Annotated in this window: 19 protein-coding genes and 1 tRNA gene; 5 read left to right on the top strand and 15 right to left on the bottom strand. The window is 71.8% G+C overall.

All coding sequences use genetic code 11. The features are described 5' to 3' along the window. Window positions 1–100: 100 nt before the first annotated feature. Together VT50_RS09950 and VT50_RS09945 are read right to left on the bottom strand one after the other, a co-directional pair. Window positions 101–1,867: a S9 family peptidase gene (locus VT50_RS09950; RefSeq protein WP_240529108.1), complete on the bottom strand. Its 1,767-nt coding sequence runs from the start codon at window positions 1,865–1,867 to the stop codon at window positions 101–103. A 70-nt stretch (window positions 1,868–1,937) separates the two neighbouring features. Beyond that, window positions 1,938–2,819: a TauD/TfdA family dioxygenase gene (locus tag VT50_RS09945; protein ID WP_158083193.1), complete on the bottom strand. Its 882-nt coding sequence runs from the start codon at window positions 2,817–2,819 to the stop codon at window positions 1,938–1,940. 950 nt (window positions 2,820–3,769) lie between these two features. Between VT50_RS09945 and VT50_RS09935 the strand changes: the two genes are divergently transcribed. Further along, window positions 3,770–4,102 carry a hypothetical protein gene (locus tag VT50_RS09935; RefSeq protein ID WP_053048593.1) on the top strand — a complete coding sequence of 111 codons (333 nt, stop codon included), beginning with the start codon at window positions 3,770–3,772 and terminating at the stop codon, window positions 4,100–4,102. Window positions 4,103–4,682: 580 nt separating this feature from the next. On the opposite strand, the gene VT50_RS09930 is transcribed toward VT50_RS09935, so the two are convergent. From VT50_RS09930 to VT50_RS09915, 4 genes are all read right to left on the bottom strand, one after another. Continuing rightward, window positions 4,683–4,767: transfer RNA gene (locus VT50_RS09930), tRNA-Leu, on the bottom strand. 134 nt (window positions 4,768–4,901) lie between these two features. Next, window positions 4,902–6,446, bottom strand: a complete 1,545-nt coding sequence (locus VT50_RS09925; protein WP_046086683.1) for an aldehyde dehydrogenase family protein — start codon at window positions 6,444–6,446, stop codon at window positions 4,902–4,904. A 193-nt stretch (window positions 6,447–6,639) separates the two neighbouring features. Continuing rightward, complete coding sequence (gene sucD, locus VT50_RS09920; RefSeq protein WP_046086684.1) at window positions 6,640–7,536, bottom strand: succinate--CoA ligase subunit alpha; 897 nt, start codon at window positions 7,534–7,536, stop codon at window positions 6,640–6,642. Window positions 7,537–7,549: 13 nt separating this feature from the next. Continuing rightward, the gene (locus VT50_RS09915; RefSeq protein WP_046086685.1) at window positions 7,550–8,767 is read right to left on the bottom strand and encodes an ATP-grasp domain-containing protein; all 1,218 of its coding nucleotides are present in this window, start codon (window positions 8,765–8,767) and stop codon (window positions 7,550–7,552) included. 199 nt (window positions 8,768–8,966) lie between these two features. On the opposite strand from VT50_RS09915, the gene VT50_RS09910 reads away from it, so the two are divergent. The 4 genes from VT50_RS09910 to VT50_RS09895 all read left to right on the top strand — a co-directional run bounded on the left by VT50_RS09910 (window position 8,967) and on the right by VT50_RS09895 (window position 15,548). Then, a complete protein-coding gene (locus VT50_RS09910; RefSeq protein WP_046086686.1) occupies window positions 8,967–10,682 on the top strand; it encodes a thiamine pyrophosphate-binding protein in 1,716 nt (571 codons plus the stop codon). Window positions 10,683–10,694: 12 nt separating this feature from the next. Beyond that, on the top strand, window positions 10,695–11,942 hold the full coding sequence (gene frc, locus VT50_RS09905) for a formyl-CoA transferase (RefSeq protein WP_046086687.1): 1,248 nt from the start codon (window positions 10,695–10,697) through the stop codon (window positions 11,940–11,942). 2 nt (window positions 11,943–11,944) lie between these two features. After that, on the top strand, window positions 11,945–14,080 hold the full coding sequence (locus VT50_RS09900) for an acetate--CoA ligase family protein (RefSeq protein WP_046086688.1): 2,136 nt from the start codon (window positions 11,945–11,947) through the stop codon (window positions 14,078–14,080). A 76-nt stretch (window positions 14,081–14,156) separates the two neighbouring features. Next, on the top strand, window positions 14,157–15,548 hold the full coding sequence (locus VT50_RS09895) for an OFA family MFS transporter (protein WP_046086689.1): 1,392 nt from the start codon (window positions 14,157–14,159) through the stop codon (window positions 15,546–15,548). A 64-nt stretch (window positions 15,549–15,612) separates the two neighbouring features. Here the strand turns inward: VT50_RS09895 and VT50_RS09890 are convergent, their stop codons facing one another. From VT50_RS09890 to VT50_RS09850, 9 genes are all read right to left on the bottom strand, one after another. Beyond that, window positions 15,613–16,671, bottom strand: coding sequence for a sugar phosphate isomerase/epimerase family protein (locus VT50_RS09890; protein ID WP_046086690.1), 1,059 nt, complete (start codon window positions 16,669–16,671; stop codon window positions 15,613–15,615). After that, window positions 16,668–18,107 (bottom strand): alkaline phosphatase family protein, encoded by a 1,440-nt coding sequence (locus VT50_RS09885; RefSeq protein WP_206269383.1) that lies wholly within the window; start codon window positions 18,105–18,107, stop codon window positions 16,668–16,670. Before VT50_RS09885 ends, VT50_RS09890 begins: the two co-directional genes overlap by 4 nt. After that, a complete protein-coding gene (gene eboE / locus VT50_RS09880) occupies window positions 18,104–19,282 on the bottom strand; it encodes a metabolite traffic protein EboE (protein WP_046086691.1) in 1,179 nt (392 codons plus the stop codon). Before eboE ends, VT50_RS09885 begins: the two co-directional genes overlap by 4 nt. A gap of 13 nt (window positions 19,283–19,295) precedes the next feature. Then, complete coding sequence (locus tag VT50_RS09875; RefSeq protein ID WP_046086692.1) at window positions 19,296–20,183, bottom strand: TatD family hydrolase; 888 nt, start codon at window positions 20,181–20,183, stop codon at window positions 19,296–19,298. Next, a complete protein-coding gene (locus tag VT50_RS39950; RefSeq protein WP_420822184.1) occupies window positions 20,183–21,067 on the bottom strand; it encodes an EboA domain-containing protein in 885 nt (294 codons plus the stop codon). The genes VT50_RS09875 and VT50_RS39950 overlap by 1 nt, the downstream gene beginning before the upstream one ends. A gap of 404 nt (window positions 21,068–21,471) precedes the next feature. Further along, a complete protein-coding gene (locus VT50_RS09865) occupies window positions 21,472–22,374 on the bottom strand; it encodes a sugar phosphate isomerase/epimerase family protein (protein WP_046086693.1) in 903 nt (300 codons plus the stop codon). Beyond that, window positions 22,371–23,555: an SCO3242 family prenyltransferase gene (locus tag VT50_RS09860; RefSeq protein WP_046086694.1), complete on the bottom strand. Its 1,185-nt coding sequence runs from the start codon at window positions 23,553–23,555 to the stop codon at window positions 22,371–22,373. Before VT50_RS09860 ends, VT50_RS09865 begins: the two co-directional genes overlap by 4 nt. Beyond that, window positions 23,552–24,694 (bottom strand): inositol-3-phosphate synthase, encoded by a 1,143-nt coding sequence (locus VT50_RS09855; protein WP_046086695.1) that lies wholly within the window; start codon window positions 24,692–24,694, stop codon window positions 23,552–23,554. Before VT50_RS09855 ends, VT50_RS09860 begins: the two co-directional genes overlap by 4 nt. 640 nt (window positions 24,695–25,334) lie before the next feature. Further along, a complete protein-coding gene (locus VT50_RS09850; RefSeq protein ID WP_078840741.1) occupies window positions 25,335–26,828 on the bottom strand; it encodes a ThuA domain-containing protein in 1,494 nt (497 codons plus the stop codon). Window positions 26,829–26,891: the final 63 nt, after the last annotated feature.

The raw sequence follows: 26,891 nt of genomic DNA, 5'->3' as shown, positions 1-26,891 counted from the left end.
ACTTGGATACTCGATTGTTAGGCCGTTAGGTTGCGGTATACATTCCGGCACCAAACAGGCGTAGGGCCGGATCTGTTGCCAAGTGACAGTCCTCCTGCTATCAGCCCAAGTGCCGCTTGGCGAAATCGATCCCCAGGCGCACCTGTGTGATGACTTCCTCCATCACGAGGGAGCCGTGGCCAGCGTCGTACCGATACATCTCGTGCACCGCGCCCCGAGCCTTGAGGCGGTCCACATAGTTGTCGACTTGGCGGATGGGGCAACGCGGATCGTTGACACCGGCAGAGATGTGGACGGGGACCTTGACCCGGTCCACATAGGTGATCGGCGAAGACGCTTCGAAGCGCTCGGGCAATTCTTCGGGGCTGCCGCCGAAAAGAGCGCGGTCTATCGCCTTCAGGTTTTCCATCTCATCGTGGTACGCGGTGACATAGTCCGCGACCGGAGCGGCAGCCAGCCCCAGAGCCCAGGCGTCCGGCTGAGTGCCGAGGCCGAGCAGGGTGAGGTAACCGCCCCAGGACCCGCCCGCGAGCACCAGTCGCGAGGGGTCCGCGAGGCCCGACGTGACCGCCCACTCCCGGACTGCGGCGATGTCCTCCAGCTCGATGAGGCCGACCCGGTACTTGAGGGCGTCGGTCCACTCGCGGCCGTAACCGCTCGAGCCGCGGTAGTTGACGCGTACGACCGCATATCCGTGGTCCACCCACGCGGCCGGCCCCGCCATGAACTCGTCGCCATCGTGCCGGACCGGGCCACCGTGGATGTCGAAGACCGTGGGGAACGGACCCTCGCCCGCCGGCCTCTGCACCAGCGTGTGGACCCGGCCGCCTGGTCCCTCAACCCATACGTCCTCGACCGGCACTGAGACGGGCGCCTTGAAACCGGGCGGATCGAGCACGACCAGACCGTTGGTCGAGCGAACTTCGGGCGGGGTGGCGGACGAGGACCACAGATACTCGACGGTTCCGTCGGGCCTCGCGGTCGCCGCGCCCACCGATCCCGCAGGGCTTTCGAGACGGATTAGCTCACGGGCGCCCAAGTCGTAGCGATAAAGCTCGCTTCGTGCCTGGAAGTCATGCACCACCAGCAGCCCGTCCCCGTCCGGATACCACTCGGTGCTCACGTCGCCCGGCAGGTCCAGCTTCAGGTCCCACTGCTCGCCCGAGATCACATCCCAGACCAGCGGCTCCCAGCGGCCCCGCCGCTGATGACCGACGAGCAGCCTGGTGTCCCCGTGGACGGGTGCGAACCCGCGTGTCTCCAGTCCCAGCTCTCGCTCACCGCCAGTGCTGTCGTCCAACTCGGCGACCACCAAGCCATCCAGCCGCACGACCCGCAGCGCGGGGTGCATCGCGTCGCCGTGCTCGGTGTGTTCCAGGGCAATCAGCGTTCCGTCGCGAGAGAGATCACGGACGCGGGCCGACTCGTGGTGCCGGTAAATCTCGACGGGAGCGCCTCCGTCCCGTACGACACAGACCGTGTAGCCGAACTCATCCGTCGACCGTCCGACGACGACCACAGAGCCGTCCCCATTCAGCGCGATCCCGGCCGGATACGAGGGCTCCAGTCCGGGCAGGGCGAGCACGGTCGGACCACCCTCGAAGGGCTGGCATACCCACGCCCCGAATTCATCGCCGTCGGTGTCCTCGAACCACCAGACGGTCCGCCCGTCGGATGCCACGAATCCGTTCATCGTGCCCTTCGCACGGTCGGTTACTTGCCGTTGCTCGCCGGTCTGGCGGTCCCAGGTGTAAAGCTCGTACGTCCCCGTGGCATTGGACACGAACAATGAGCGGTCAGGAGCATTCTCCGCCCAATCGGGAAGCGCGACACGCGGAGCACGAAACCGCTTCTCCCAGTCGGGCATCGTTTCTAAGTGAGTCACCATGGTGCCATCCAACTCGAAGGTCGGTGATGTGCCCGCAGGGCAGAAGGAGTCACTGTCCCGGTCCGTACACCTTGCAGCGCTTGAGCAACCGATTCGCCTCCGCGCTGAACGCGCGCCGTCCGTGCAGCCAACGCCTGTTGTCCAAGATCCACACGTCGCCCGGGAGAAGGGTGAACTCCGCTAGGAGTTCCCGCTTGCTGATCGTTGTCTCGAAGTCCGCCAACGCCTGTACATGCTCGTCGTCCAAGTCCAGTCGCTGGCCACCCTCCACCAGCAGTTGCCGGCGGTAGCGAACGCACCACCGGTCGTTCTCGCGGTACAGCACGGGGCCACGTACCACCTCGTCCTCGTTCCGGTACCCCGACATGAAGGGGAATACCGGGTCGCCGAGGAGCCGCATGCTCTCCTGGTGCCCGCTCTCCATCAGATCACGGGCAATCGAATCGGCACCGATGAGGAGGGAACCTCCACCGTGGTCGGCCTCGAAGGTGACACAGGCGAGCGTGACGAATGCGTGCGGGACTGGAAAGTTCGCCGAGTCGCTATGGAGCCAGAACTCGCCGGTGCCGCGGGACGAACCCGCCGACGAGTAACCCTCGCCATCCCGACGGGGAGTAACGTCGAACACAAGCCGACTTGGAATCCCGTTGCCCAGAGGATCTACCGATCCGAAAGCAGCCGACAGCAGCGCGACGACTGAATCCCGTCCCACGACGCAGTTCTCGATGACGACACCGCCCTGACGCCCGGCCAGTCCGCGGGCCTGCTCCAGCAACTCCGACAGGCCGTCAACCTTGTTGCGCAACTGCTTCAGCGCCAGTGCCTGCTGGCCCTCGGTGACCAGGTCGGCGATGTCAGGAACGATGCACGTCGAAAGGGCAACCTGAATTTCGTCAGGGGTGTGGATGCGCGGCATCGGGCCGTCAGTCACAACCGTATGCGTACCAGACAAGTATGTCCTCCCGTGTGTCCGCGTCATTATGAGCCACGACCGTGCCAAGTGGATAGCGTTATTCCGCAGCCCCTTTCACGGAGTTGAGCGTCGAACTTACCCCTGGGATTGGGCCATCGCGTACACCATGGCGCGGAAACAGGCCAAGGCGGTGAGCGGAAGAGACCGCTGCGCTGGAGGGGCCGGGTGCGCAGCTCATAGACCGTGCACCGGATGAGTGGTGGAGCTGTACCAGCGGGTCGTTCCTCCCACTCCAACCGGGCCGCAGGGCGGTGGCCTGCGGCGCCGCGACCGGGAGGTGCTGGGTGTGATCACTTTCGTGGCAACGGCGGGCTGCACGTGGCAGCAACTGCCGCGTGCCCGTTCGGTCCGTCCGGTGGGACCCACCGGCGTTCCACGGAGTGGCGCCAGGCTCGGATGGCTGGACCGACCTGCGCTGGACGAACGCCGCGTGCACCGCGAGTTGGTCTGATCTCGGTGCGCGTTAGACGCGGTGATAAAGCGGGCTCCGACATGAGGGACCTGACCGGACTGAAAATGCTTACTTGACTCCTCACAGTCGGAGGACTCGGGGGTTTCCGGTGCGGCATCGAGATCAACGGGCATGCTCGGTCGGTTTGGAAGGCCGATGCCGTTCTCGAGGTGTCCGTCGTCGCTCCGTCGTCGCTCCGGTGAGCAAGTCCCCGTCTCCTGATCACGCATTTCGCACGGGCGAGCAATCCGAGCGGTACGACAGCGATGTGGGGGAGACCGGCTGGTCGCGCTGTGGTGAGAGATCGCACCGTGCTTCACCGACGGCGTCAACTTTGCCCCCAGCCAGCCCCTGGCAGCGCAGCATGAACGAGAATACGAACAGAGGGTGGTCATTCGCAGTGCTCTTTGAGCGTGCGGGCCGCGCGAGCTGACAGGGCGACGGCGGAGAGTCCGCAATGTTCGAGGTCGTCACACCCGTCGACGGCTGGCTGGCCAAGGCGTTCCTGCCGCACCGGCCCGACGACACCATCGACCTCATGGCGGCCACGGCGGCACCCGACCAAGAGCCTGCCGCCGTGGTAGCCGCTCATAAGGTGATCGCCGGCTGCGACACCAAACTCGCCACCCACCGGGCCGCCCTCGAAGCAGGCGCCGACCCCACCCTCGTCATCCAGTGGATCACCGAGAGCCAAGCCTGCCGGGCCAGGGCCGAAGCCGAGCTGCGCGCGTCATCCAAGGGACGGGGACCCGGATGTCCCGCGACGAGATCGCCTGGCTCGTCCGCTTGATCAAGGATTTGGCGGCCGTGGTGCGCCAGGCCGGGCCCGGGGGCGGGGCCGAGATCTACTGGGACGTTCACGAGATCTTTTGACCAGCCGCAACAAGGCTAATAGAGGCGTCTCATCCGCCCCGAATATCCTCTCGTGCAATGCTTTTCGCACGCAACGCGGTTGGTCATGACACGGTGCGATTCGAGCCTCTTCGTCCAGGTCAGATCGAGGCGTGTACAGGGGCACCGGCCTGCCACATCCCCGACCTTCCCATCCTGCGTCGTTTCACGGCTCTCACGCCGACCCCAACCTCGTCATCCAGTGGATCAACGAGGCCAAGGCATGCCGGGCTGGGGTCGAAGCCGAGCTGCGTGCGTCATCCGTGGGGGCGGGACCCGGATGTCCCACGACGGGACCGCCCGGCTCGTCCGCTTGATCAAGGATCTGGCCGCCGTGGTGCGTCAGGCCAGGCCCAGGGACGAGGCCGCGATCTACCGGCAGCTGGGGCTGCGGCTCACATACGGCTCCGGGAAATACAAAGTGCTGGCCGAGAGGGAACTCGACCAGCACTCGCAGAAAGCCTGTGGCTACCAATACGTGTCCGAGGGGGGACTTGAACCCCCACGCCCGATAAAGGGCACTAGCACCTCAAGCTAGCGCGTCTGCCATTCCGCCACCCGGACCAGGTGTGCCCCGCAGCTCGGCCGCGGCGACATGGACCACGATACCAAGGTTTCGGAGTGCGTTTCACCTGCGTATGCCGGGCGCTCGCCCCCGCGCCGACCTGGGGGGACGCGGGGGCGGGCACGGAGGGTGGTCAGGTGGGCATCAGGTGGTAGTCGGGGAAGTTGCCGGGGAGGCGTTCGGGGGCCGGGCCCTCGGTGACGGCGTGGACCAGGAGGTCGCCGCCGACGAAGGCGCCGTGCCAGGAGTGGCCGAAGCCGCCGAAGAGCTCGTCGCGGTCGCCGCGGGAGCGGGGCTTGCCGTGGCCGGTCTTGAAGGCGCGGATCTGGGGGGCCAGGCGGTCGTAGGTGGCGGGGTCGTCGCAGGAGAGGGTGGCGACGAGGGCGCCGTTGCTGGCGTTCATGGCGGCGAGCAGTTCGGCCTCGGTGTCGACCAGGACGAGGGTGTCGACCGGACCGAAGGGCTCGGCGTGGTGGAGCGGGGAGGTCGAGGGCGGGTTGAGGAGGGTGACGGGGGCCGCGTAGGCGGAGAGGTCCTGGCCGGGGAGGAAGGGGCCGTCGGCGAGGTCGCCGCGGTGGAGGGGTACGGCGCCGCGGTCGATGGCCTCGGACACCTGGTCGGCGAGTTCCTTGGCCTTGGCCGCGTTGATCAGGGGGCCGAAGTCCAGGTCGGGGAGGTTGTCGGAGGGGTTCTCGACGGCGAGCGGGTGTCCCACCCGGATGGAGCGCACCGCCGGGAGGTAGACGGAGAGGAAGGCGTCGAAGGACGAGCGCTGGACGACGAAGCGCGGATAGGCGGTGCAGCGCTGCTTGCCGTAGTCGAAGGTCTTGCGGATCAGCGGGGCGAGGGCGTCCCAGTCGGTGAAGTTCCAGATGCCCCAGGCGTTGAGGCCCTCCTGTTCCAGGATGTGGCGCTTGCCGAGGTCGGCGACGGCCGTGGCGACCCGGGCGCCGGTGTCCCGGCCGCCGACGAAGGAGACGCAGCCGATCTCGGGCGAGCGGACCAGGGCCTCGGAGAGCTCGCCGCCGCTGCCGCTGACGAGGGTGACCGGGATGCCCTCGCGGGCGGCGAGCGCGCAGGCGAGGGTGAGGCAGGCGAGACCGCCGTCGGTGGGGGTCTTGGCGATGACGGCGTTGCCGGCCAGCGCCTGGACGAGCATGGCGTGGGCGAGGACGCTCATCGGGTAGTTCCAGCTGGCGATGTTGGAGACCGGGCCGGGCAGCGGGGTGCGGCCCTCGGCCATGCGGTCGATCTCGTCGACGTACCAGCGGACGCCGTCGATGGCCCGGTCCACATCGGCCTGGGCCAGCCGCCAGGGCTTGCCGATCTCCCAGACGAGGAGGAGGGCGAGGAGTTCGCGGTGTTCGGTGAGCGCGTCGAGGGTGGCGGCGACGCGGGCCTTCCGCTCCGGGAGCGCGATGTGGCGCCAGCGGCGGTGCTGGTCGAGGGAGGCGCGTACGGCCCGGTGGGCGGTGGTGGCGTCCAGCCGTGGCGGGCCCGCGATGGGGGTGCCGTCCACGGGAGTGGTGGCGGGGAGGGCCCGGCCGTCGCGGTGCCAGGTGCCGTCCCAGAGGTTGAGGACTCGGTCGTCCTGGAACGCCTCGGGGGCGACGGCAAGGCAGCGCTGCCAGGCGTCGCCCCAGGCGGTTCGGGGCTTGAGGCTGAGGGTGGGTGCCATCGGTGATCTCCGCTCTCGTTGCACAGGCGGGGCGGGATGTGGCGGGCCGTACGGCGGGGACGCCCGTACGGCGGGGGTGCGCTGGGTGTGCTGGATGCGCGTACGACGCCCGTGGGGCACGGGAGTGCGTACGGGGGAAGGTAGTGGCACCGGGCGTGGCGGTGAGCCGATCGCGGACCGGGTATGGCTCACATCACGCTCGGTTGCCGGGTGTTTCGGCCAGAAGGGCCAATACCAGCCCGGCGGTCTCGGTCGGGGTCGCTCCCACGCTGACGCCCGCCGCCTCCAGCGCCGCCTTCTTGGCCGCCGCGGTGCCCGAGGAGCCGGAGACGATGGCGCCCGCATGACCCATCGTCCTGCCCTCGGGGGCGGTGAAGCCCGCGATATAGCCGACGACCGGCTTGGTGACGCGGTCGGCGATGTGGCGCGCGGCCCGCTCCTCCGCGTCGCCGCCGATCTCGCCGATCATCACGATCAGATCGGTGTCGGGGTCGTCCTCGAACGCGGCGAGCGCGTCGATGTGGGTGGTGCCGATGACCGGGTCGCCGCCGATGCCCACGCAGGTGGAGAAGCCGATGTCGCGCAGCTCGTACATCAGTTGGTAGGTGAGGGTGCCGGACTTGGACACCAGCCCGATCCGGCCCGGCTTGGTGATGTCGGCGGGGATGATCCCGGCGTTGGACTGGCCCGGGGAGATCAGTCCGGGGCAGTTCGGGCCGATGACCCTGGTGGCGCGGGCCCGTGCGTACGCCTGGAAGGCCACCGCGTCGTGCACCGGGATGCCCTCGGTGATGACGACGGCTAGCGGGATCCCGGCGTCGGCTGCCTCGGTGACGGCGGCCTTGGCGTGGGGCGGCGGGACGAAGAGGACGCTCACATCGGCGCCGGTGATGTCCATGGCCTCGCGTACGGAGCCGAAGACGGGCACCGTACGGCCGTCGACGTCGACCCGGGTGCCGGCCTTGCGCGGATTGACTCCGCCGACGACATCGGTGCCCGCGGCGAGCATCCGCCGGGTGTGCTTCATGCCTTCCGCGCCGGTCATGCCCTGGACGATGACCTTGCTGTCCTTGGTGAGGAAGATGGCCATGCGAGGAGCCCCCTTATGCGGCGGACGCCGCGAGTTCGGCCGCGCGAGCCGCGGCGCCGTCCATGGTGTCGGCCTGGTGGACGAGTGGATGAGCCAATGTGCCAATGATCGCCCGGCCACGTGCGGCGTTGTTGCCGTCGAGCCGGACCACCAGCGGCTTGGTGAGGGGCACCGTGTCCAGCGCGCGCACGATCCCGTCCGCCACCGCGTCGCAGGCGGTGATGCCTCCGAAGACGTTGACCAGGACGGAGCGCACATCCGGGTCGTCGAGGACGAGGGAGAGACCGTCCGCCATCACCTGGGCCGAGGCGCCGCCGCCGATGTCGAGGAAGTCGGCCGGGCGGGCGCCGCAGCCCGCGACGACGTCCAGGGTGGACATCACCAGGCCCGCGCCATTGCCGATGACGCCCACCTGGCCGTCCAGCTTCACATAGCCGAGCCCGGCGGCCGCGGCCCTGGCCTCCAGCGAGTCCCGGGCGCGGTCATCCGCACCACCCGCACCACCCGCGGCGACCGCACCGCCCGCATTGCCCGCGCCGCCATCCGCGCCGCCCGCGCCGCCCGCGCCGCCACCGTCGTCCCATGACGGCTGCCGGAACCGCGCGTTGTCGTCCAGGGTGACCTTTCCGTCCAGGGCCACGATCGCCCCGCCGCGGGTCACCACCAGCGGGTTGACCTCGACCAGGAGGGCGTCGTGCGCGGTCAGCACGGTCCACAGCCGCCGGATGGTCCCGGCCGTCTCGCGCGGAAGTCCCCCGGCGACGGCGATCTCGGCGGCCTTCGCCTCGGTCACCCCCTCGGCCGGGTCGACCGCGATCCGGGCCACCGCCTCGGGGCGGCGCGCCGCGACCTCCTCGATCTCCATACCACCCTCGGCGGAGGCGATGGCGAGGAAGCGGCCCGCGGCCCGGTCCAGGGCGAAGCCGAGGTACATCTCCCGCTCCACCTCGATGGGTTCGGCCACCATCACCCGGTGGACGGTGTGCCCCTTGATGTCCATGCCGAGGATCCGGCGTGCGGTCAGCTCGGCCGCGGCCGGGTCGTCGGCGAGCTTCACCCCGCCCGCCTTGCCCCGGCCGCCGGTCTTCACCTGGGCCTTGATGACGACGCGGCCGCCGAGCCGTTCGGCGGCGGCGCGGGCGGCTTCGGCCGTGTCCACGACCTCCGCCCTCGGCACCGGGACACCGTTGTGGTGGAGGAGTTCCCGTGCCTGGTGTTCGTACAGGTCCATTTGCCAGCTCCCTGATGGGCCGTCAACAGCGCTTGATCCAGCGCTGGATGGAACGAGTGGCGCACGCCCCCTGGACATCGCTCGGCCGATGGTGGGATAACAAAGTTCATACAGGATAACGTCGACTGTATGCAATCTGGCAATCCAGCAATCCACCAGCGAGGCCGCACCGACCCCCTACGAAGGGACGCGATTCGCCATGCCCGACGACAGCCAGGACCTCATCTCCGGCGGGCACCTGGTCGCCAAAGCACTCAAGGCAGAAGGCGTCGAGGTCATCTACACCCTCTGCGGCGGCCACATCATCGACATCTACGACGGCTGCGTCGACGAGGGCATCGATGTCATCGATGTGCGCCACGAACAGGTCGCCGCCCACGCCGCCGACGGCTACGCCCGGATCACCGGCAAGCCGGGCTGCGCCGTCGTCACGGCCGGCCCCGGCACCACCGACGCCGTCACCGGTGTCGCCAACGCCTTCCGCGCCGAGTCACCGATGCTGCTCATCGGCGGCCAGGGCGCCCACAACCAGCACAAGATGGGATCCCTCCAGGACCTACCGCACGTGGACATGATGGCGCCGATCACCAAGTTCGCCGCCACCGTCCCGGACACCGCCCGCGCCGCCGACATGGTCTCCATGGCCTTCCGCGAGTGCTTCCACGGCGCCCCCGGGCCCTCCTTCCTGGAGATCCCGCGCGATGTGCTCGACGCCAAGGTGCCGGTGGACAAGGCCCGCGTCCCCGAGCCCGGGCACTACCGCGCCTCCACCCGCAACGCGGGCGACCCCGAGTCCGTCCAGAAGCTGGCCGATCTGCTGGTCCAGGCCGAGAGGCCCGCGATCCTGCTGGGCAGCCAGGTGTGGACCACCCGTGCCACCGGCGCGGCCACCGAGCTGGTGCGCACCCTGAACGTGCCCGCGTATATGAACGGCGCGGGGCGCGGCACCCTGCCGCCCGGCGATCCCCACCACTTCCAGCTCTCCCGTCGCTACGCATTCTCCAATGCCGACCTCATCGTCATCGTCGGCACGCCCTTCGACTTCCGGATGGGCTACGGCAAGCGGCTCTCCCCCGACGCCACCGTGGTCCAGATCGACCTCGACTACCGCACGGTCGGCAAGAACCGGGACATCGACCTCGGCATCGTGGGCGACGCGGGGCTGATCCTCTCCGCCGTCACCCAGGCCGCCTCGGGCCTAGGGGGGTTTGGGGGGGTGCCCCCCATAAGGCACAGTAATGGCGGGGCAGGCAAGCGCAAGGAGTGGCTGGACGAGCTGCGGGCCGCCGAACAGAAGGCGCTCGAGAAGCGGCTGCCCAGCCTCCGTTCCGACGCCTCCCCCATCCACCCCTACCGCCTGGTCAGCGAGATCAACGACTTCCTCACCGAGGACTCGATCTACATCGGCGACGGCGGCGACATCGTCACCTTCTCCGGCCAGGTGGTCCAGCCCAAGTCGCCAGGCCACTGGATGGACCCGGGCCCGCTGGGGACGCTCGGCGTCGGGGTGCCGTTCGTGATGGCCGCCAAGAAGGCCCGCCCCGACAAGGAGGTGGTGGCGCTCTTCGGCGACGGCGCGTTCTCCCTGACCGGCTGGGACTTCGAGACGCTGGTCCGCTTCGACCTGCCGTTCGTCGGCATCGTCGGCAACAACTCCTCGATGAACCAGATCCGTTACGGCCAGAAGGCCAAGTACGGCGAGGACCGGGAGCGGGTCGGCAACACCCTCGGCGACGTGCCCTACGACCAGTTCGCGCGGATGCTCGGCGGCCACGGCGAGGAGGTCCGCGACCCGGCGGACATCGGCCCGGCGCTGCGCCGCGCCCGCGAGTCCGGCAAGCCATCGCTGATCAACGTCTGGGTGGACCCGGACGCGTACGCCCCCGGAACCATGAACCAGACCATGTACAAGTAGGGAGGCGCCACCATGTCCCAGGCTCTTGAGGCCCATCAGGCCCTGTCGGGCGTCCGCGTCCTCGATATGACGCATGTGCAGTCAGGTCCCTCCGCCACCCAGCTGCTCGCCTGGCTGGGCGCGGATGTGATCAAGCTGGAGAACGTCACCGGCGACATCACCCGCAAGCAACTGCGCGACCTCCCGGACGTGGACTCGCTCTACTTCACGATGCTCAACTGCAACAAGCGGAGCATCACGCTGAACACCAAGAGCGAGCGCGGCAAGGAGCTCCTGACCGAGCTGATCCGCCGCAGCGACGTCCTGGTGGAGAACTTCGGTCCGGGCGCGGTGGACCGCATGGGGTTCTCCTGGGAGCGCATCCAGGAGATCAACCCAAGGCTGGTCTACGCCTCGATCAAGGGGTTCGGTGACGGCCCGTACACCAAGTTCAAGGCGTACGAGGTGGTCGCGCAGGCCATGGGCGGGTCGATGTCCACGACCGGCTTCGAGGACGGCCCGCCGCTGGCCACGGGTGCCCAGATCGGCGACTCCGGCACCGGGGTGCACTGTGTGGCGGGCATCCTCGCCGCGCTCTACCAGCGCACCCAGACCGGGCGCGGCCAGCGGGTCAACGTGGCGATGCAGCACGCGGTGCTCAATCTGTGCCGGGTGAAGCTGCGCGACCAGCAGCGGCTGGCCCACGGGTCGCTCGCCGAGTACCCGAATGAGGACTTCGGCGACGAGGTGCCGCGCAGTGGCAACGCCAGCGGTGGCGGCCAGCCCGGCTGGGCGGTCAAGTGCGCGCCCGGCGGCCCCAATGACTACGTGTACGTCATCGTGCAGCCGGTCGGCTGGGAGCCGATCACCCGGCTGATCGGCCGCCCCGAGCTGGCCGGGGACCCGGAGTGGGCCTCGCCCGAGGCGCGGTTGCCGAAGCTGGCCAAGATGTTCCAGCTGATCGAGGAGTGGTCGAGCACCCTGCCGAAGTGGCAGGTGCTGGAGCAGCTGACGGCGCACAACATCCCGTGCGGCCCGATCCTGTCCACCAAGGAGATCGTCGAGGACGCGTCGCTCGCGGCCAACGAGATGATCGTCGAGGTCGACCACCCCGAGCGCGGCTCCTTCACCACGGTCGGCTCCCCGCTGAAGCTCTCCGACTCCCCGGTCCGGGTCGAGCGCTCCCCGCTGCTGGGTGAGCACAACGAAGAGGTCTACGTCGGGGAGCTGGGGCTCGGCGACGAGGAAGTGCGGCTGCTCAAGACGAACGGAGTGATCTGACGGTGACGTACGACAACGACGCTGTGCGCGCGGTGCTGGACGCCGCCCGCGCCGAGGGGCGCACGGCGCTGACCGCCCCCGAGGGGAAACGGATCACCGACGCGTACGGCATCCCGACCCCGGCCGAGGGGCTGGCGGAGTCCGCCGACGAGGCGGTGGCGCTCGCCGACCGGATCGGCTTCCCCGTGGTCCTGAAGATCGTGTCCCCGGACATCCTGCACAAGACCGACGCGGGCGGGGTGCGGGTGGGGCTGACGTCCAGCGCCGAGGTGCGGAGCGCGTTCACCACGATCGTCGACAACGCCCGTGGCTATGACGCCGAGGCCCGGATCCTGGGCGTCCAGGTGCAGCAGATGATCCCGGACGGCGGTCAGGAGGTCATCGTCGGCGCGGTCACCGATCCCACCTTCGGGAAGGTGGTGGCGTTCGGGCTCGGCGGGGTGCTGGTGGAGGTGTTGAAGGACATCACCTTCCGGCTGGCCCCGGCGACGAGGGACGAGGCGCTGTCGATGCTGGACGGGATCCGCGCCGCGGAGGTGCTGCGCGGGGTGCGCGGCGGGGAGGCGGTGGACCGGGCGGCGCTCGCCGAACTGATCGTGCGGGTCTCCCGGCTGGTGGCGGACTTCCCCGAGATCACCGAGGTCGACCTCAACCCGGTGTTCGCCACCGCGAGCGGGGTGCTGGCCGCCGATGTGCGGCTGCTGATCGGCGACCCGGCCCCGCGGACGCGCCGCCGCTACTCGCGCGAGGAGATCCTGGGCTCGATGCGCCGGCTGATGCAGCCGCGCTCGGTGGCGGTGGTGGGCGCCTCCAGTGAGCAGGGGAAGATCGGCAATTCGGTGATGCGCAACCTCATCGACGGCGGCTTCCCCGGGGAGATCCACCCGGTGAACCCGAAGGCCGACGACATCCTGGGCCGCAAGGCGTACAAGACCGTCACGGACGTCCCGGGCGAGGTGGATGTGGCGGTCTTCGCGATCCCCGCGAAGTTCGTGCCCGCCGCGCTGGAGGAGGTCGGCCGCAAGGGCATCCCGAACGCGGTGCTGATCCCGTCCGGCTTCGCCGAGACCGGTGAACACGAGCTCCAGGCGCGGATCGTGGCCATCGCCGAGGAGCACGGGGTGCGGCTGCTGGGGCCCAACATCTACGGCTACTACTCCACCTGGCAGGACCTGTGCGCCACCTTCTGCACCCCGTACGACGTCAAGGGGCCGGTGGCGCTCACCTCGCAGTCCGGTGGCATCGGGATGGCCATCCTCGGCTTCGCCCGGACCACCAGGACCGGTGTCTCGGCCATCGTCGGGCTCGGCAACAAGTCGGACCTGGACGAGGACGATCTGCTCACCTGGTTCGGTGAGGACGACCGCACCCAGTGCATCGCGATGCACCTGGAGGACCTCAAGGACGGCCGGGCCTTCGTGGAGGCGGCACGGGCCACGGTGCCCAGGAAGCCGGTGGTGGTCCTCAAGGCGGGCCGTACGGCGGCGGGGGCCAGGGCGGCCGGGTCCCACACCGGCGCGCTGGCCGGGGACGACGCGGTCTATGACGACATCCTGCGGCAGGCCGGGGTGATCCGGGCGCCGGGCCTCAACGAGATGCTGGAGTACGCGCGGGCGCTGCCCGTGCTGCCCGCGCCCCAGGGCGACAACGTCGTCATCATCACCGGCGCCGGGGGCTCCGGGGTGCTGCTGTCGGACGCGATCGTCGACAACGGGCTGTCCCTGATGGAGATCCCGGACGACCTGGACGCCGCGTTCCGCCGCTTCATCCCGCCGTTCGGCGCGGCCGGGAACCCGGTGGACATCACCGGCGGCGAACCGCCGTCCACCTACGAGGCGACCATCCGGCTGGGCCTGGAGGATCCGCGGATCCACGCCCTGGTCCTGGGCTACTGGCACACCATCGTCACCCCGCCGATGGTGTTCGCCGAGCTGACCGCGCGGGTCGTCGAGGAGTTCCGTGCCCGGGGCATCGCCAAACCGGTGGTGGCCTCGCTCGCGGGTGACACCGAGGTCGAGGAGGCGTGCGCCTACCTCTTCGAGCGCGGGGTCGTGGCCTATCCGTACACCACCGAGAAGCCGGTGGCCGTCCTGGGTGCCAAGTACCGCTGGGCCAGGTCGGCGGGGTTGCTCCCTTAAGCACCCGCGTTTCCCGGAGCACGAAGAGTTTGGACAGGGGGCGCTGGCCGGGTTCCTTCGAAGCCAAGGGGACGACATGAGCACAGCAGATCAGCCGGGAGGGGTCCTTCCCTTCCGTGAAGTGCAGGACAGCAAGGGCCGCACGTATCGCATCGGCGAGACCGATCGCGACATCCTGGGCCACAGCCGCAAGCTGATGGTCTATCTGCCGTGGATCGCGATGATGGCCATCAGCGTGTCCGAGTACGCGTACGGCTCGGCGGAGGACACCCTCTCGGAGGCGCACGGCTGGACCCAGAGCAACACCTTCTGGATCCTCAGCGTCTGGGTGTTCTTCCAGGCGGGCATCGCCTTCCCGGCCGGATGGCTGCGGGAGAAGGGGATCCTGACCGCGCGCAAGGCGATGTTCCTGGGAGCCGGGCTCTGCCTGATCGGCTTCCTGGCCCTCTCCCACGTCGACAACGTCTTCGGGGCGATCCTCGGCTTCGGCGTCGTCGGCGGGCTGGGCTCCGGGTTCGTCTACGCCACCTGCATCAACATGGTGGGCAAGTGGTTCCCGGAGCGGCGCGGGGCGAAGACGGGGTTCGTCAACGGCGGGTTCGCCTATGGCGCGCTGCCGTTCATCTTCATCTTCAACTACTGGTTCGACACCGGTAACTTCGACGAGGTCCTGGACCTCATCGGGGTCTACGTGCTGATCGCCGTGGCGATCTGCGCCTGGTTCTTCAAGGACCCGCCGAAGAACTGGTGGCCCGCCGACATCGACCCGCTGAGCTACAACGGCAACGCCAAGAGCGCGGCCAGCCTGGCGAAGAACCCGCCGGCGGCGCGGCAGTACACGCCCAAGGAGGCCATCAAGACCGGGATGCTGCCGCTGATGTGGTTCTCCCTGGTGCTCACCGCGGGAGTGTCCATCTTCGGCATCTCCTTCCAGGTCGACTACGCCAAGGAGGTGGGCTTCGGCCCACTGGTCGCGGCCTCGTCCATGGGCATCATGTCCGTGATCAACGGTATCGGGCGCGGTGTGGTGGGCTGGCTTTCCGACCTGTGGGGCCGGAAGCCGACCCTGGTGTTCGTCATCGTGGTGCTGGGCCTGGCCCAGTTCGGGGTGATCTGGGCCGGGAACATCCACAACGAGGTGCTGTTCCTGTTCTTCGCCTTCCTCTCCGGGTTCGGCGGCGGCGCCTTCTACCCGATGTTCGCGGCGCTGACCCCGGACTACTTCGGGGAGAACTACAACGCCACCAACTACGGCCTGGTGTACAGCGGAAAGCTGATCAGTGGACTGTTCGGCGGCGGCCTCGGCTCGATGGTGGTCGACTCCTGGGGTTACGACGGCGCGTACGCGCTCGCCGGGGGCATCTCCATGGTGGCGGCGGCGGTGGCCCTGCTGCTGCGGCAGCCGGGCCGGCCGCGGGTCCGGGGCATCACCCCGAACCCGCAGCCGATCAGCCGCGAGGTCGTCTAGCCCCGCCGCGAGGCCGTCCGGCTCGGCGCCAAGGCCGTCCGGACCCGCCGCGAGGGGCCCTCGCTCAGCCCCGTCCGCCGCACCGCAGGGACCGCAGATAGCGGGCGGAGCGGCGGGCGGTGGTGAGCGAATCGGCGGGCTGGTCGTGCTCCACCAGCCACTGGTGGTCACGCCGCCCGCCATGGGTCCTGCCGACCTCGGTCAGGAAGCGGCGGTAGTCGATGTCACCGTCCCCGACGTCCACCATCCGGTAGCCGTCGGTGGCGGTTTCGTCGTGCTCCCCGTCCTTGACGTGGAAGAGCGGATAGCGGTGCGGGGCGCGCAGGACGTAGTCCAGCGGTTCGAAGGGCGCCGGGGAGCCGTCGGCCTTCTTTCCGAAGCGGAACTGGCCCACATACGCCCAGTAGATGTCCATCTCCAGGTGGACCAGCGCGGGGTCGGTCTCGGCAAGCAGTACGTCGTAGAGGCGGACGTCCGGCCGGTCGGTGGCGAAGGAGAACTCCTCGGCGTGGTTGTGCTGGTAGAACTTCATCCCGCGCGCCTTCGCCGCCGCGCCATAGGTGTTGAACTCCTCCGCGCAGCGCTTCCAGCCGTCCACCGTGTCGCCGTAGCGCCAGGGCCCGGAGGCGGTGCCCACATGCGGCAGGCCGAGCGCCTCGGCGTCGTCGAGCACCTGGGTGAGGCTGGTGGCGAAGCTGTAGGCGTTGGGGTCGTCGGAGTAGTAGTTGACATGGCTGCCGATGCCGCGCAGCCCGTTGTCCCGCATCAGCCGCTTGAGCTGCTTGAGGGTGAGGTCGCCGGTGCCCTGGGTGTATCCGGCGAACTCCACCTGGTCGTAACCGTACCGGGCCAGTTCCTCGAAGACGCGGGCGAAGCCGATGGACTGCACCTGGTCGCGAAGGGTGTAGAGCTGGATGCCGAGGTGGCCGCGGGGCACCAGCGGGCCGCCCCGGCCGTGCCCGGCCGTGGCGCTCTGGGCCGACGCGCCGGAGGTGCCGGTCTCGGCCGCCGCGGCGGTGGACGTACTGAGCAGACCGGCGGCCGTGGCGCCCGCGGCGACGCCGAGGAATCTGCGGCGGCGAAGGGTCTCGGCGAGTTCGGGGTGGTCCTGGGCCCTCTTCACGGGGTGTCTCCTTCGGTTGCGTTCGTCAGGCCGGCGAGGCGGAGGAGCAGGTTCTTGACGTCGGTGGCGGCCACCTGGCCGGTCACCGCGCCGGGCCGGGAGCAGAGGAGGACGGGGCCGTCCTCCTCGCGGTCCGGGAGGCGGCCGTGACTGCCGCGCACCGGGGACGGATCGAGCGGGACGACGGCCATGCGGTAGCGCATCCCCGTCTTCTTGCGGGCCAGCGCGGTGGCGGCCCGCACCCGCACATAGGGGTCCTTGGGGTCCATGAACAGCTCGGCCGGGTCATAGCCGGGCTTGCGGTGGATCTCCACCAGCTGGGCGAAGTCGGGGGCGCGGGCGTCGTCGAGCCAGTAGTAGTACGTGAACCAGGCGTCCGGCGCGGCCACCGCGACCAGCTCCCCGGAGCGGGGGTGGTCCAGGCCGTGGTCCTTCTTGCCCTCGTCGTCCAGGAGTTCGGCGATGCCGGGCAGTCCGGCCAGGGCGGCGCGGGTGGCGTCCAGGTCCTCCGCGCGGCGCACGTACACATGGGCGAGCTGGTGGTCGGCGACCGCGAAGGCGCGGGAGGCGCCGGGGTCCAGGTACTCCATGCCGTCCTGGGTGTGCACCTCCAGCATCCCGGCGCGGCGCAGCGCCCGGTTGATGTCCACCGGCCGGGAGACCGGGGTGATGCCGTACTCGGACAGCGCCACCACGGTGCGGCCACGGGCGGTGGCGTCGTCCAGCAGCGGGCCGAGGGCGGTGTCGAGTTCGGCGGCGGCGGCGCGGGAGCGGGGGTCGTCGGGGCCGTACCGCTGGAGGTCGTAGTCCAGGTGCGGAAGGTAGGTGAGCACCAGATCGGTGGGGCTGGTGCGGAGGATGTGGCGCGTGGCGTCGATGATCCACTGTGAGGAGACCAGATCGGCGCCGGGCCCCCAGAAGTGGAAGAGGGGGAAGGTGCCGAGCCTCGCGGTGAGTTCGTCGTGCAGCGCGGGCGGCCGGGTGTAGCAGTCCGGCTCCTTGCGGCCGTCGGCGTAGTAGACGGGGCGCGGGGTGACGGTGATGTCGGTGTCCGAGCCCATCGCGTACCACCAGCAGATGTTGGCCACGGTGTAGCCCGGGTGGGCGCGGCGGGCGGCGTCCCACAGCTTGTCGCCGCCCACGAGGCCGTTGTGCTGCCGCCACAGCAGCACCTCGCCCATCTCGCGGAAGTACCAGCCGTTGCCGACGATGCCGTGCCCGGCGGGCGTGGTGCCGGTGAGGAACGTCGACTGGGCGGCGCAGGTGACGGCGGGCAGCACGGTGCCCAGCGGGGCCTGGGAGCCGGAGCGGGCGAGCGCCTTGAGGCGGGGCATGTGGTCGAGCAGGCGCGGGGTGAGCCCGACGACGTCGAGGACGAGGAGCGGGGTGGGGCGGGTCTCGGCGCTCGTATCACTCAGGTGGCTCGGGTCGCTCATGGCAGCTCCTTGAGGCCGAGGTCGGTCAGCAGGTCGCGGGCGAGGGCGAGTTCGGCGGCGATGCCGTCGGCGAGCCGGTCGCGGGTGCGCGGGCGCAGCTCGGGCGGGAGCGCCTGCCAGGTGTAGGTCTCCACTTCGAGGTGACGGGTCAGCGGGGCGGGCCCGCCGACGAGTCGGGCGAGGGCGTCGGCGAGCACCGGGAGGGTGGAGGTGAGCGGGGGCTCGGGCGGGGCGTGCAGCGGGACGTGGAAGTGGGAACGCCAGGGCGCGGTGTCCGCGAGTCCGCCCGCGAGCGCCTGGTCGAGGTCGTCGGTGCCGGTGACGCCGCCCCCGGGGGCCTGGGTGCGGGTCTGGTGGAGGAAGCGGGGCTCGGCGAAGGCCGCGAGGGCCTTCCGCACGGCGGGCCGCCCCGGGTCCTCGGCGTGCAGAGCGGCGGACAGCTGTGCCTTGACGACCGGGACCCCGGCGGCGGTGAGCGCTTCGACGGCCGAGTGCGGGTCCTCGAACTGCGTCGCCAGATGGCAGGTGTCCAGGCAGACGCCGATACGGTCCAGGGGCGGGCCGCCGGGCGCGGTGAGCGCGTCGATGGCCTGTGCGGTGGTCTCGACGGTGCAGCCGGGCTCGGGCTCCAGGCCGATGCGGACGGACCGGCCGGTGAGCTCCTGGATGGCGTCGAGCCGCTGGGCGAGGGTGGTGAGGTGGCGTCGGGCGGCGCGGGCGGCGTCCGCGTCGAAGGGGGCGCGCCAGGCGAGCGGCAGGGTGGAGACGGTGCCTTCGGTGATGTCGTCCGGGAGCAGCGCGGCCAGCAGCCGGGCCAGATGGGTGGTGTGCTCCAGCCGCTCCGGGTCGGTCCAGTCGGGCTTGTAGACGCGGTACTTGACCTCCTGGGCGCCGAAACCCTCGTACGGGAAGCCGTTGAGGGTGACCACCTCCAGGCCGCGGGTGTCCAGCGCGGTGCGCAGCCCGCGCAGTTCGGCGGGGTCGGCGCTCAGGGTGCGGGCGGCGTCGCGGGCCAGCCACAGGCCGATGCCGAGCCGGTCGCGGCCGAGGCGGCGGCGCACCGGTTCGCAGTGCAGCCGGAGCTGGTCCACGACGCCGTCGAGGTCTTCGGCGGGGTGGACGTTGGTGCAGTAGGCGAGGTGGACGGTGGAGCCGTCGGGGTGGCGGAAGCGCATGGGGTCCTCCTCCTCACCGTTCCGTCGGCGCGGCGGCCGGGGCGGCGCCGCCGCGCAGGATGGAGTTGCCCTCGTGGGTGGCGGTGGCCGTGGTGTCCTCGGCGTCGAGGTGCAGATCGAGACGGCCGCTGAGCCCGTAGAACGCGACCGGGTTGCGCCACAGCACGAGGTCGACGTCGTCCTCGGTGAACCCCTCGGCGCGCATCAGGTCGCCGACCTTCCGGGTCTTGAGCGGGTCGCTCCGCCCCCAGTCGGCGGCGGAGTTGACCAGGACCTTCTCGGACCCGTACGCCCGCAGGATCGCGACCATCCGCTCCTCGTCCATCTTGGTGTCGGGGTAGACGGAGAAGCCGAGCCAGCAGCCGCTGTCCTTGGCCTCCTTGACGGTGGTCTCGTTGAGGTGGTCGACCAGGACGCGGTCCGGGGGCAGCGCGGACTCCCCGACGACGTCGAGGGTGCGGCGCAGCCCGGCCAGCTTGTCGCGGTGCGGGGTGTGGACGAGGGCGGGCAGCCCGTAGTCGGCGGCGAGCTGCAGCTGGGCGGCGAGTGCGGTGTCCTCGGCGGGGGTCATCGAGTCGTAGCCGATCTCGCCCACGGCCACCACGCCGTCCTTGACGAGATAGCGCGGCAGCTCGTCAAGGACCGGGGTGCAGCGCGGGTCGTTGGCCTCCTTGGGGTTGAGCGCGAGGGTGCAGTGGTGGGCGATCCCGTGCTGGGCGGCGCGGAAGGGCTCCCAGCCGAGGAGGGAGTCGAAGTAGTCGCGGAAGCTGGCGGGCGAGGTGCGGGGCTGCCCGAGCCAGAAGGACGGCTCGACGAGGGCGCGCACCCCCGCGGCGTACATGGCCTCGTAGTCGTCGGTGGTGCGGGAGGTCATGTGGATGTGGGGATCGAAGATGCGCATCAGGACTCCTCGCGGGGCAGGGCGCGGGGTGCGTAGGGCGCGTGGGGCGCGCCGGGGTCGGCAGACGCGTGGGGTGCGTCGGGCTCGGCGAGCGCGGCGCGCGCGGCGGGATCGGCAGGCGTGCCGGACGCGGCGGGCTCGGCGGGCGCGCCGGTCGATCCAGGCTCGGCGGACACGCGGGTCGACCCGGGCTCGGCGGACGTGGCGGGCAGGGTTTGGGTCACGGCCAGTACGCGGTCGAGATCGCCGGGCACGGGGCGCCCGGCGGCGGTGCGCTCACGGGCGTAGTCGCCGAGCATCCGGCCCAGCTCGCCGTCCCCGCGCGCCCGCCGCTCCCAGTCGGCGACGGCGGCGAGGGGCACGCCCGTGAACAGGCACTTGAGCACGGCCTGCCGCCAGCCGTGCGGCGGGAGGTGGCGGGCGGCGTACGGTCCGACGGCGGCGGCCACCAGCCGGGTGTCGTTGGTCCGCAGGGCGTCCTCGACAAGCGGTACGGCGTCGGGACCGGCGAAGAGGTCGAGATGCGGCAGCGCCCGCAGCACGGCCCGGCGCTCGGCGCCGGTGCCGTACGCGTACAGCCTCGCGACGGTGCGCGCGTCCGCGCGCGCGGCGTGCAGGATGAGGACGCGGGCGGCGTCGGGGAGGTCGTGGGGGGTGAGGCCGTCGGCGCCGAACGTCTTGATTGGGGCGGCGTGTTCGGCCGGGTGAGCCGGGCCGGACGGGCCGCCACGGTCGGAGGGACCGCCGTGGCCGGAGGGAGCGGGGGGCCCTCCGGGCCCATCAGCGGGAGTGGGCAGGTCCGCGGGGGCGGGCACGTCGGTCCGGTCCGCGGGGGCGGACACACCGGACCGGTCCGCGGGGGCAGGCACACCAGTCCGGCCCACGGAGCCAGGCACACCAGACCGATCCACGGGGACCGGACGGTCCCCGGGACCGGCCACGGCGGGCCGCCCGGCGGGAGCGTGGCCGTCGAGGGAGGCCGGGCCATCGGCAGCGGGTCGGCCGGTGATCGTGGCGCGGGTCGTCGCGGGGGTCGTGGTGCGGACGTGGCGGCCCGCGGAGGCGAAGTCCAGTTCCCAGCGGGCGGGACCGGAAGCGTCCGGGGCCAGGCCGGAATCGGCCTGAGCCGGGCCGGAATCGGCCTGAGTGCGGCCCGAATCGGTATGGGCGGGGCCCCGAGTGTCCGGGTGCGGTCCCGTCTTCGCCGCGTCCGTCAGGGCGCCGTCCAGCCAGGCGCGGCCCGCCTCGTCCAGGCGCCGCTCCACGGCGGCGCGTAGCTCGGTCACGGTCAGCATCGGATGCCTCCCTCGCTCGCGGCCCGTTCGGCGTCCTTGAGGAACCGCAGGGAGGCGCTGGCCAGTTCGGGACCGGCGTGGGAGTGGCGGGGCAGTTCGACGCCGACGAGACCCCGGTACCCCGCCGCGCGCAGCGCCTCCAGGACCGGCGGGAAGTCGATCTCCCCCTCGCCGAACGGCAGATGCTCGTGCACCCCGCGCCGCATGTCCTCGATCTGCACATGCCGCACCCAGGGCGCCGCCGCGCGGACGCACTCGGCGGGCGGGTCGGGTTCCAGGCACTGGCAGTGGCCGATGTCGAGGGTGAGGCCGAGGGCGGCCGGATCGCCCAGCGCCGTGCGCAGCCGGTGGAAACCGGCGAGGTCGGCGAGGAGATGCCCCGGCTCCGGCTCGATCGCGAGGGAGACGCCCACCGCCCCGGCGGCCACGACCACCGGCCCGAGGGCGTCGGCCAGCCGCCGCCACGCTGTCTCCTCGGACTCGCCGGGCGGCAGCACCCCGCTGAAGCAGTGCACGGCCGGTGCCCCGAGACCGGCCGCCACCCGTACGGCCCGCAGCAGCAGATCGATACGGGCGCCACGCGCCTCGGGGTCCGGGTCGAGCAGGGTGGGGTGGTGCTTGCGCCGGGGGTCGAGCACGTACCGGGCACCGGTCTCGACCGCGACCCCGAGGCCAAGCCGCTCCAGCTCGCGGGCGACGTGGCGGGTGCGGGCGGCGAGGTCCGGGGCGAGCGGGTCGAGGTGCATATGGTCGAGGGTCAGCGAGACGCCGTCGTAGCCGAGGTCGGCGAGCAGGGCGAGGGCGTCGCTCAGGCGGAGGTCGGTCAGACCGTTGGTGCCGTAGGCGAAGCGGAGGGGTTCCGGGGTGGGGCGGCCGGGGTCGCCGGTGCGGCTCATGTCGCGCTGACCTTTCTCGACAGCCGCCGGGCGACGGGCACCAGCGCGAGCAGCCCCACCGCCGTACGGTGCGCCCCGGCGCGGGAGGCGAGCACGGCCTGAAGCGGGATCATCGCGCGGATGCCGCTGCCGACGGCACGCTGGAGGAGGTACGGGGACGGGTTGAGCACGGCATGCGCCAACGGCCGGGCGACCGTGGCCACATACCCGCCCGCGAGGGCGGCCCCGGCGACGGCCGCGAAGCGGCTGACCGACGCACCGGGCAGGGCGACGGCCCCGGTGAGCCGGGACGCCCCGGCCCCGGCCCGCGTGCCGCCCCGCGGGGCGGCGCGTCCGGCGGCGCCTGCGGTCGCCGCGACGAGTCGCCCCGCCGGAGCGGCACGACGTGGGCCCGTGCGCGGGAGCGCCCTGGCCAGGGCGACGAAGGAGGCGGTGGCCACGCCGCCCGCCGGGGCGTCGCCGGTGGTCCCCTTCAGCACCGCGACCGGCGCGCCGTGGCCCGCCTCAGGGCCGCGCCCGGAGGCGGGGGCCGGGCCCCTGGTCGTGGTCCAGGCGATCGCCGCTGCCGTCGCGAGGGCGCCGAGGGGCGCCGCCGGGGAGCCGCCGACCGCCTCCCGGCGGGAGACCGTGGTCACCGCGAGGGTGTGCACGCCCAGGAGGGCGGCCGGGCCGAGGGCGGAGCGGCGCGCGCCGGGGGCGGGGCGGGCGGAGGCCGTGGCGCCAAGGAGGAGGTCCAGGGCGCGGGCGGCGGCCATGGTGGGCGGGCCCGCGGGCGTGTTCTTCAGGCCGAGGTCGTACGCCCACACCGTGCCCGCCAGGGCCGTCGCCGTGGCGAATGCCGGGCGACCCGCCGCGGCGGCGCAGAGCAGCCCGGCGGCGGTCAGCCCGGTCGCGGCGGTCAGCGCCGCGGCCGGGGCGATACGGCCCGACGGCAGCGGTCGGCCGGGGCGCTCCACGGCGTCGACGTCACGGTCCGCCCAGTCGTTGAGCGCCATGCCCGCCTCGTACAGGCACAGCGAGGCGCAGACCGCGAGCGCCGTGCCCCGGTTGGGGCCGCGCCCGGCCGCCGCCGCGCCCGCCAGGGCGTCACCCGGCACGGTGAACAGGGCCGACACCCTGAGCAGTTCGGCCCAGTCGCCCCACGTCCCGAAGGGCCCCCGTTCCCCCGCATCGCCCGTCACGACCGGCCCCGCAGCCGCCCGGCGAGGCCGATGAGCGCCGCGTACTGGTCGGCGAGGGCGGCCGGGCCGCCGTCCGGGTCCTTGAAGTAGAAGCCGAGTTCGGGGAGCGGTCCGGTGCGGCCCACCTCATGGGCGCGTGCGGTCAGCCGGGCGAGATCGAGGACGAGCGGTGCGGCGAGGGCCGAGTCGCAGCCCTGCCAGATGGTCTGGAGGATCATCCGCGAGCCGAGGAAGCCCTCGAAGGAGACGTGGTCCCAGGCGGTCTTCCAATCGCCGAGCGCGGGCACGTTGTCGATGTGCAGCTCGCCGTCGGGGAGTTCGCCGAGGGTGTCGGAGAGTACCCGCGCCTTCCCCGCGTTCTTGGCCGCCGCGGCGCCCGGGTCGGCGAGCGCGGCGCCGTCGCCGCCGCCGAGGAGGTTCGTACCGGACCAGCTCCGTACGGCCAGCGCCCGCTGGGCGAACATCGGCGCAAGGACGGACCGCAGCAGCGTCTGCCCGGTCTTGCCGTCGCGGCCCGCGTACGGCAGCCCGGAGCGCTCGGCCCGTTCGCGCACGCGGGGGTGGTGGAGCCCGGTGGAGGGCGTGAAGTTCACGTACGGGCATCCGGCGCGCAGCGCGGCGGCGGCGTAGAGGGAGCTGGGCGGCAGCGTCCCGGCGTCCTCCGGAGCGGCTTCGGTGGAGGCGACGTTGACGACGACGGCGCGGGCGAGCCGGTGGGTACGGACGAACTCGGTGAGGTCGGCCGCGAAGGCGTCGATCAGCTCCTCCTCGCCACGGCCGTCGCCGGGCTGGGGCCCGCCCGGGCGGACGGCCGCGTCGGCGGCGGCGAGTTCGCCGCGTACGGCGGCGGGCAGCCCGTGCGGCAGCACCCCGTCGGCGGCCAGCGCCTCCGCCCGCTTGGGCAGCGGGGTGGCGGCGGTGTCATGGCCGCCGAAGACGAGGTCGGCGAGCGCGGGCAGGCCGCTGTCCGCGAACGCCGCGGTCTCGGTGACCATTCCGGTCGCGGGCTGCAGCCCCCCGGCGACGGCGGCGCAGCCCGCCACGGCGGTGGTGGCGACGGAACCGCGGGCGCCGATGAGCCAGACCCCCGTACGGGGTGCGTCGCGGAGCGGGGTGAGGTCGTCGGGGCGGGTGGTCACTGGCTGCCTCCCGGGGGCTGGGCGTGGGTTGCGCAGGTGGTTCGGGGTGGCGCGGATCCGCGTGGGCGATGCCGGTTCGGTCCTGGCGTCGGGGTGTCGGGGCTAGGGGCGTCGGTGCTGTCGGGGCGTCGGGGTGTCGGTGCTGTCGGTTCGGCCGGGGCGTCGGGGCCGTCAGTGCCTCGTGGCGGCGGCTCGGTCGGAGCGCCGGGGTGTCGGGGTCGGGCGAGCGGGTCGCTGTGGGCCCCACGGCCCGGTGGGTTGGGCGCGTTCGGTTCGTGCGGGTACCGCGGTCGTACGGGGGCGGGGACCCGCCGGGCACACGGGCGGGGCGGCCAGGGCCACACCGCTGCCCCGGCCCGGACGGCGGCCCCGCTCCGGCTCCGGGGCCCGAATCCGGCCTCCCGGGTCCGGGACCACCCCGGGTCCGGAACCGAGGCGGACCACCCCGGGGTCCGGGAGCCCCCAGGCCCGGGGCCGAAGCGGGACCACCCGGGTCCGGGACGGCCCGGGGTCCGGGGCCGGGGCCCCGGACCCCGGAGCAGGGTGGGGGTGGCGGCGGGAGGAGGCGGCGTACTCCTGCCCGCCGCCACGCCGTCCCCACGGCTCCCCTCGGGCCGTCGGGACGGCGGACCGGGGGCGCCTAGCCGTCGTGGTGGTGCCGCTGGTGGTGCCGCTGGGGGCCGCCGCCCTTCGCCGACAGGTCCTTGACGCGGATATTGCGGAAGGAGACCTCGTCCCCCTCCCCGTGGTTCTGGATGCCGACGTAGCCCTGGAGCAGGCTGCGCGCCGGATCGGAGTTGGTGAAGTCGTTGATCTCCACGCCGTTCAGCCAGATCCGCAGCCGCTCGCCCTCCACCCGGATCTCGTAGGTGTTCCACTCCCCCGGCGGGTTCAGCGCCGCGTCCCGCTTGGCGAGGTCCGCGGACTGGAAGCCGTAGACCGAGCCGGTGGTGTGATCGGGGGTGTCCGTGGCGTCGATCTGTACCTCGTAGCCGTTGTCGACCGCCGACCAGGGGTCGTCGGAGGCCGGGAAGCCCACGTAGACGCCGGAGTTGTCGTCGCCCGCCATCTTCCAGTCCAGCTTGAGCGAGTACGCGTGCAGCTCGCTCGCCTGGTACCAGAGCATGCCCATGCCGCCGGTCGAGGTGAGGGTCCCGGACCCGGTGTCGAGGGTGAAGCCGCCGGGGCCCGCCTGCTTCCAGCCGTCCGTCGAGGTGCCGTCGAAGAGCGGGGTGTAGCCCTGCTCGGGGCGGCAGTCGGCGTGGGCGGCGCCGGTGGCGTAGCGGATGCCGCCCAGCAGGTGCTGCCGGAAGGCGGGGTCGGCGTAGGACTCCTTGGTGTGGCCGAAGCCGGTGTAGAAGGCGCGCCCGCCCTGGTACTCCTGGCACCACGAGATGGGGTGGTCCTCGCCCATCTCGCCGCCCTGGTAGGAGGATTCGTCGAGCGCGGCGAGGACCCGCACCCGCTCCCTCGGGTTGGTGCGGTAGTTGTACCACTCATCCGTACGCTCCCACGTCGGCGCCAGATGCGCGGTCGCGGGGTTGGCCCGGTCCTCGACGTCCACGGTGGCCTGCTGGATCGCGGGGTGGGACTGGAAGTACGCCCCGGCCAGACCCTCGTAGAAGGGCCAGTCGTACTCGGTGTCGGCGGCGGCGTGGACGCCGGCGTAGCCGCCGCCCGCCCGCACATAGCCCTCGAACGCGGACTGCTGGGCGGTGTCCAGGACGTCGCCGGTCGTGGAGAGGAAGACGACGGCGTCGTAGCGGGCGAGGTTGTCGGGGGTGAAGGCGGCGGCGTCCTCGGTGGCGTCCACGGCGAAGCCGCCTTGCGCGCCGAGCTCCTCGATGGCCGCGATGCCGTCGGGGATCGAGTCATGGCGGAACCCGGCCGTCTTGGAGAAGACCAGGACCCGCCCGTCGTCGGCGGCGCCGGACGCGGCGGCGCCGGACGCGGCGGCGCCGGACGCGGCGGCGGGCAGGGCCGTCAGGGCGAGCAGCAGCGTGGCCCCGACGGCGGCGAGGCGCGCCCCGCGCCGGGGTCCGGAGCGCCGCCCGGGCGCGGGTACGGGCCCGCGCCCGGAAGGGGCTCCCGGGCCGGATTCGGATCTGGAGTGCGGAGAAGAGTGCGGGTGCATAGCCGTCGTGCTCCTTCCTCCCGGGCCGGGGCGGCGGCCGCGATACGGTCGCCGCCCCGGGCC

The organism is Streptomyces antioxidans (assembly GCF_000968685.2).
Lineage (GTDB): Bacteria > Actinomycetota > Actinomycetes > Streptomycetales > Streptomycetaceae > Streptomyces > Streptomyces antioxidans.
Note: the sequence above shows the minus strand (reverse complement) of the source record. Positions and strands in the feature narration are given on the sequence as shown.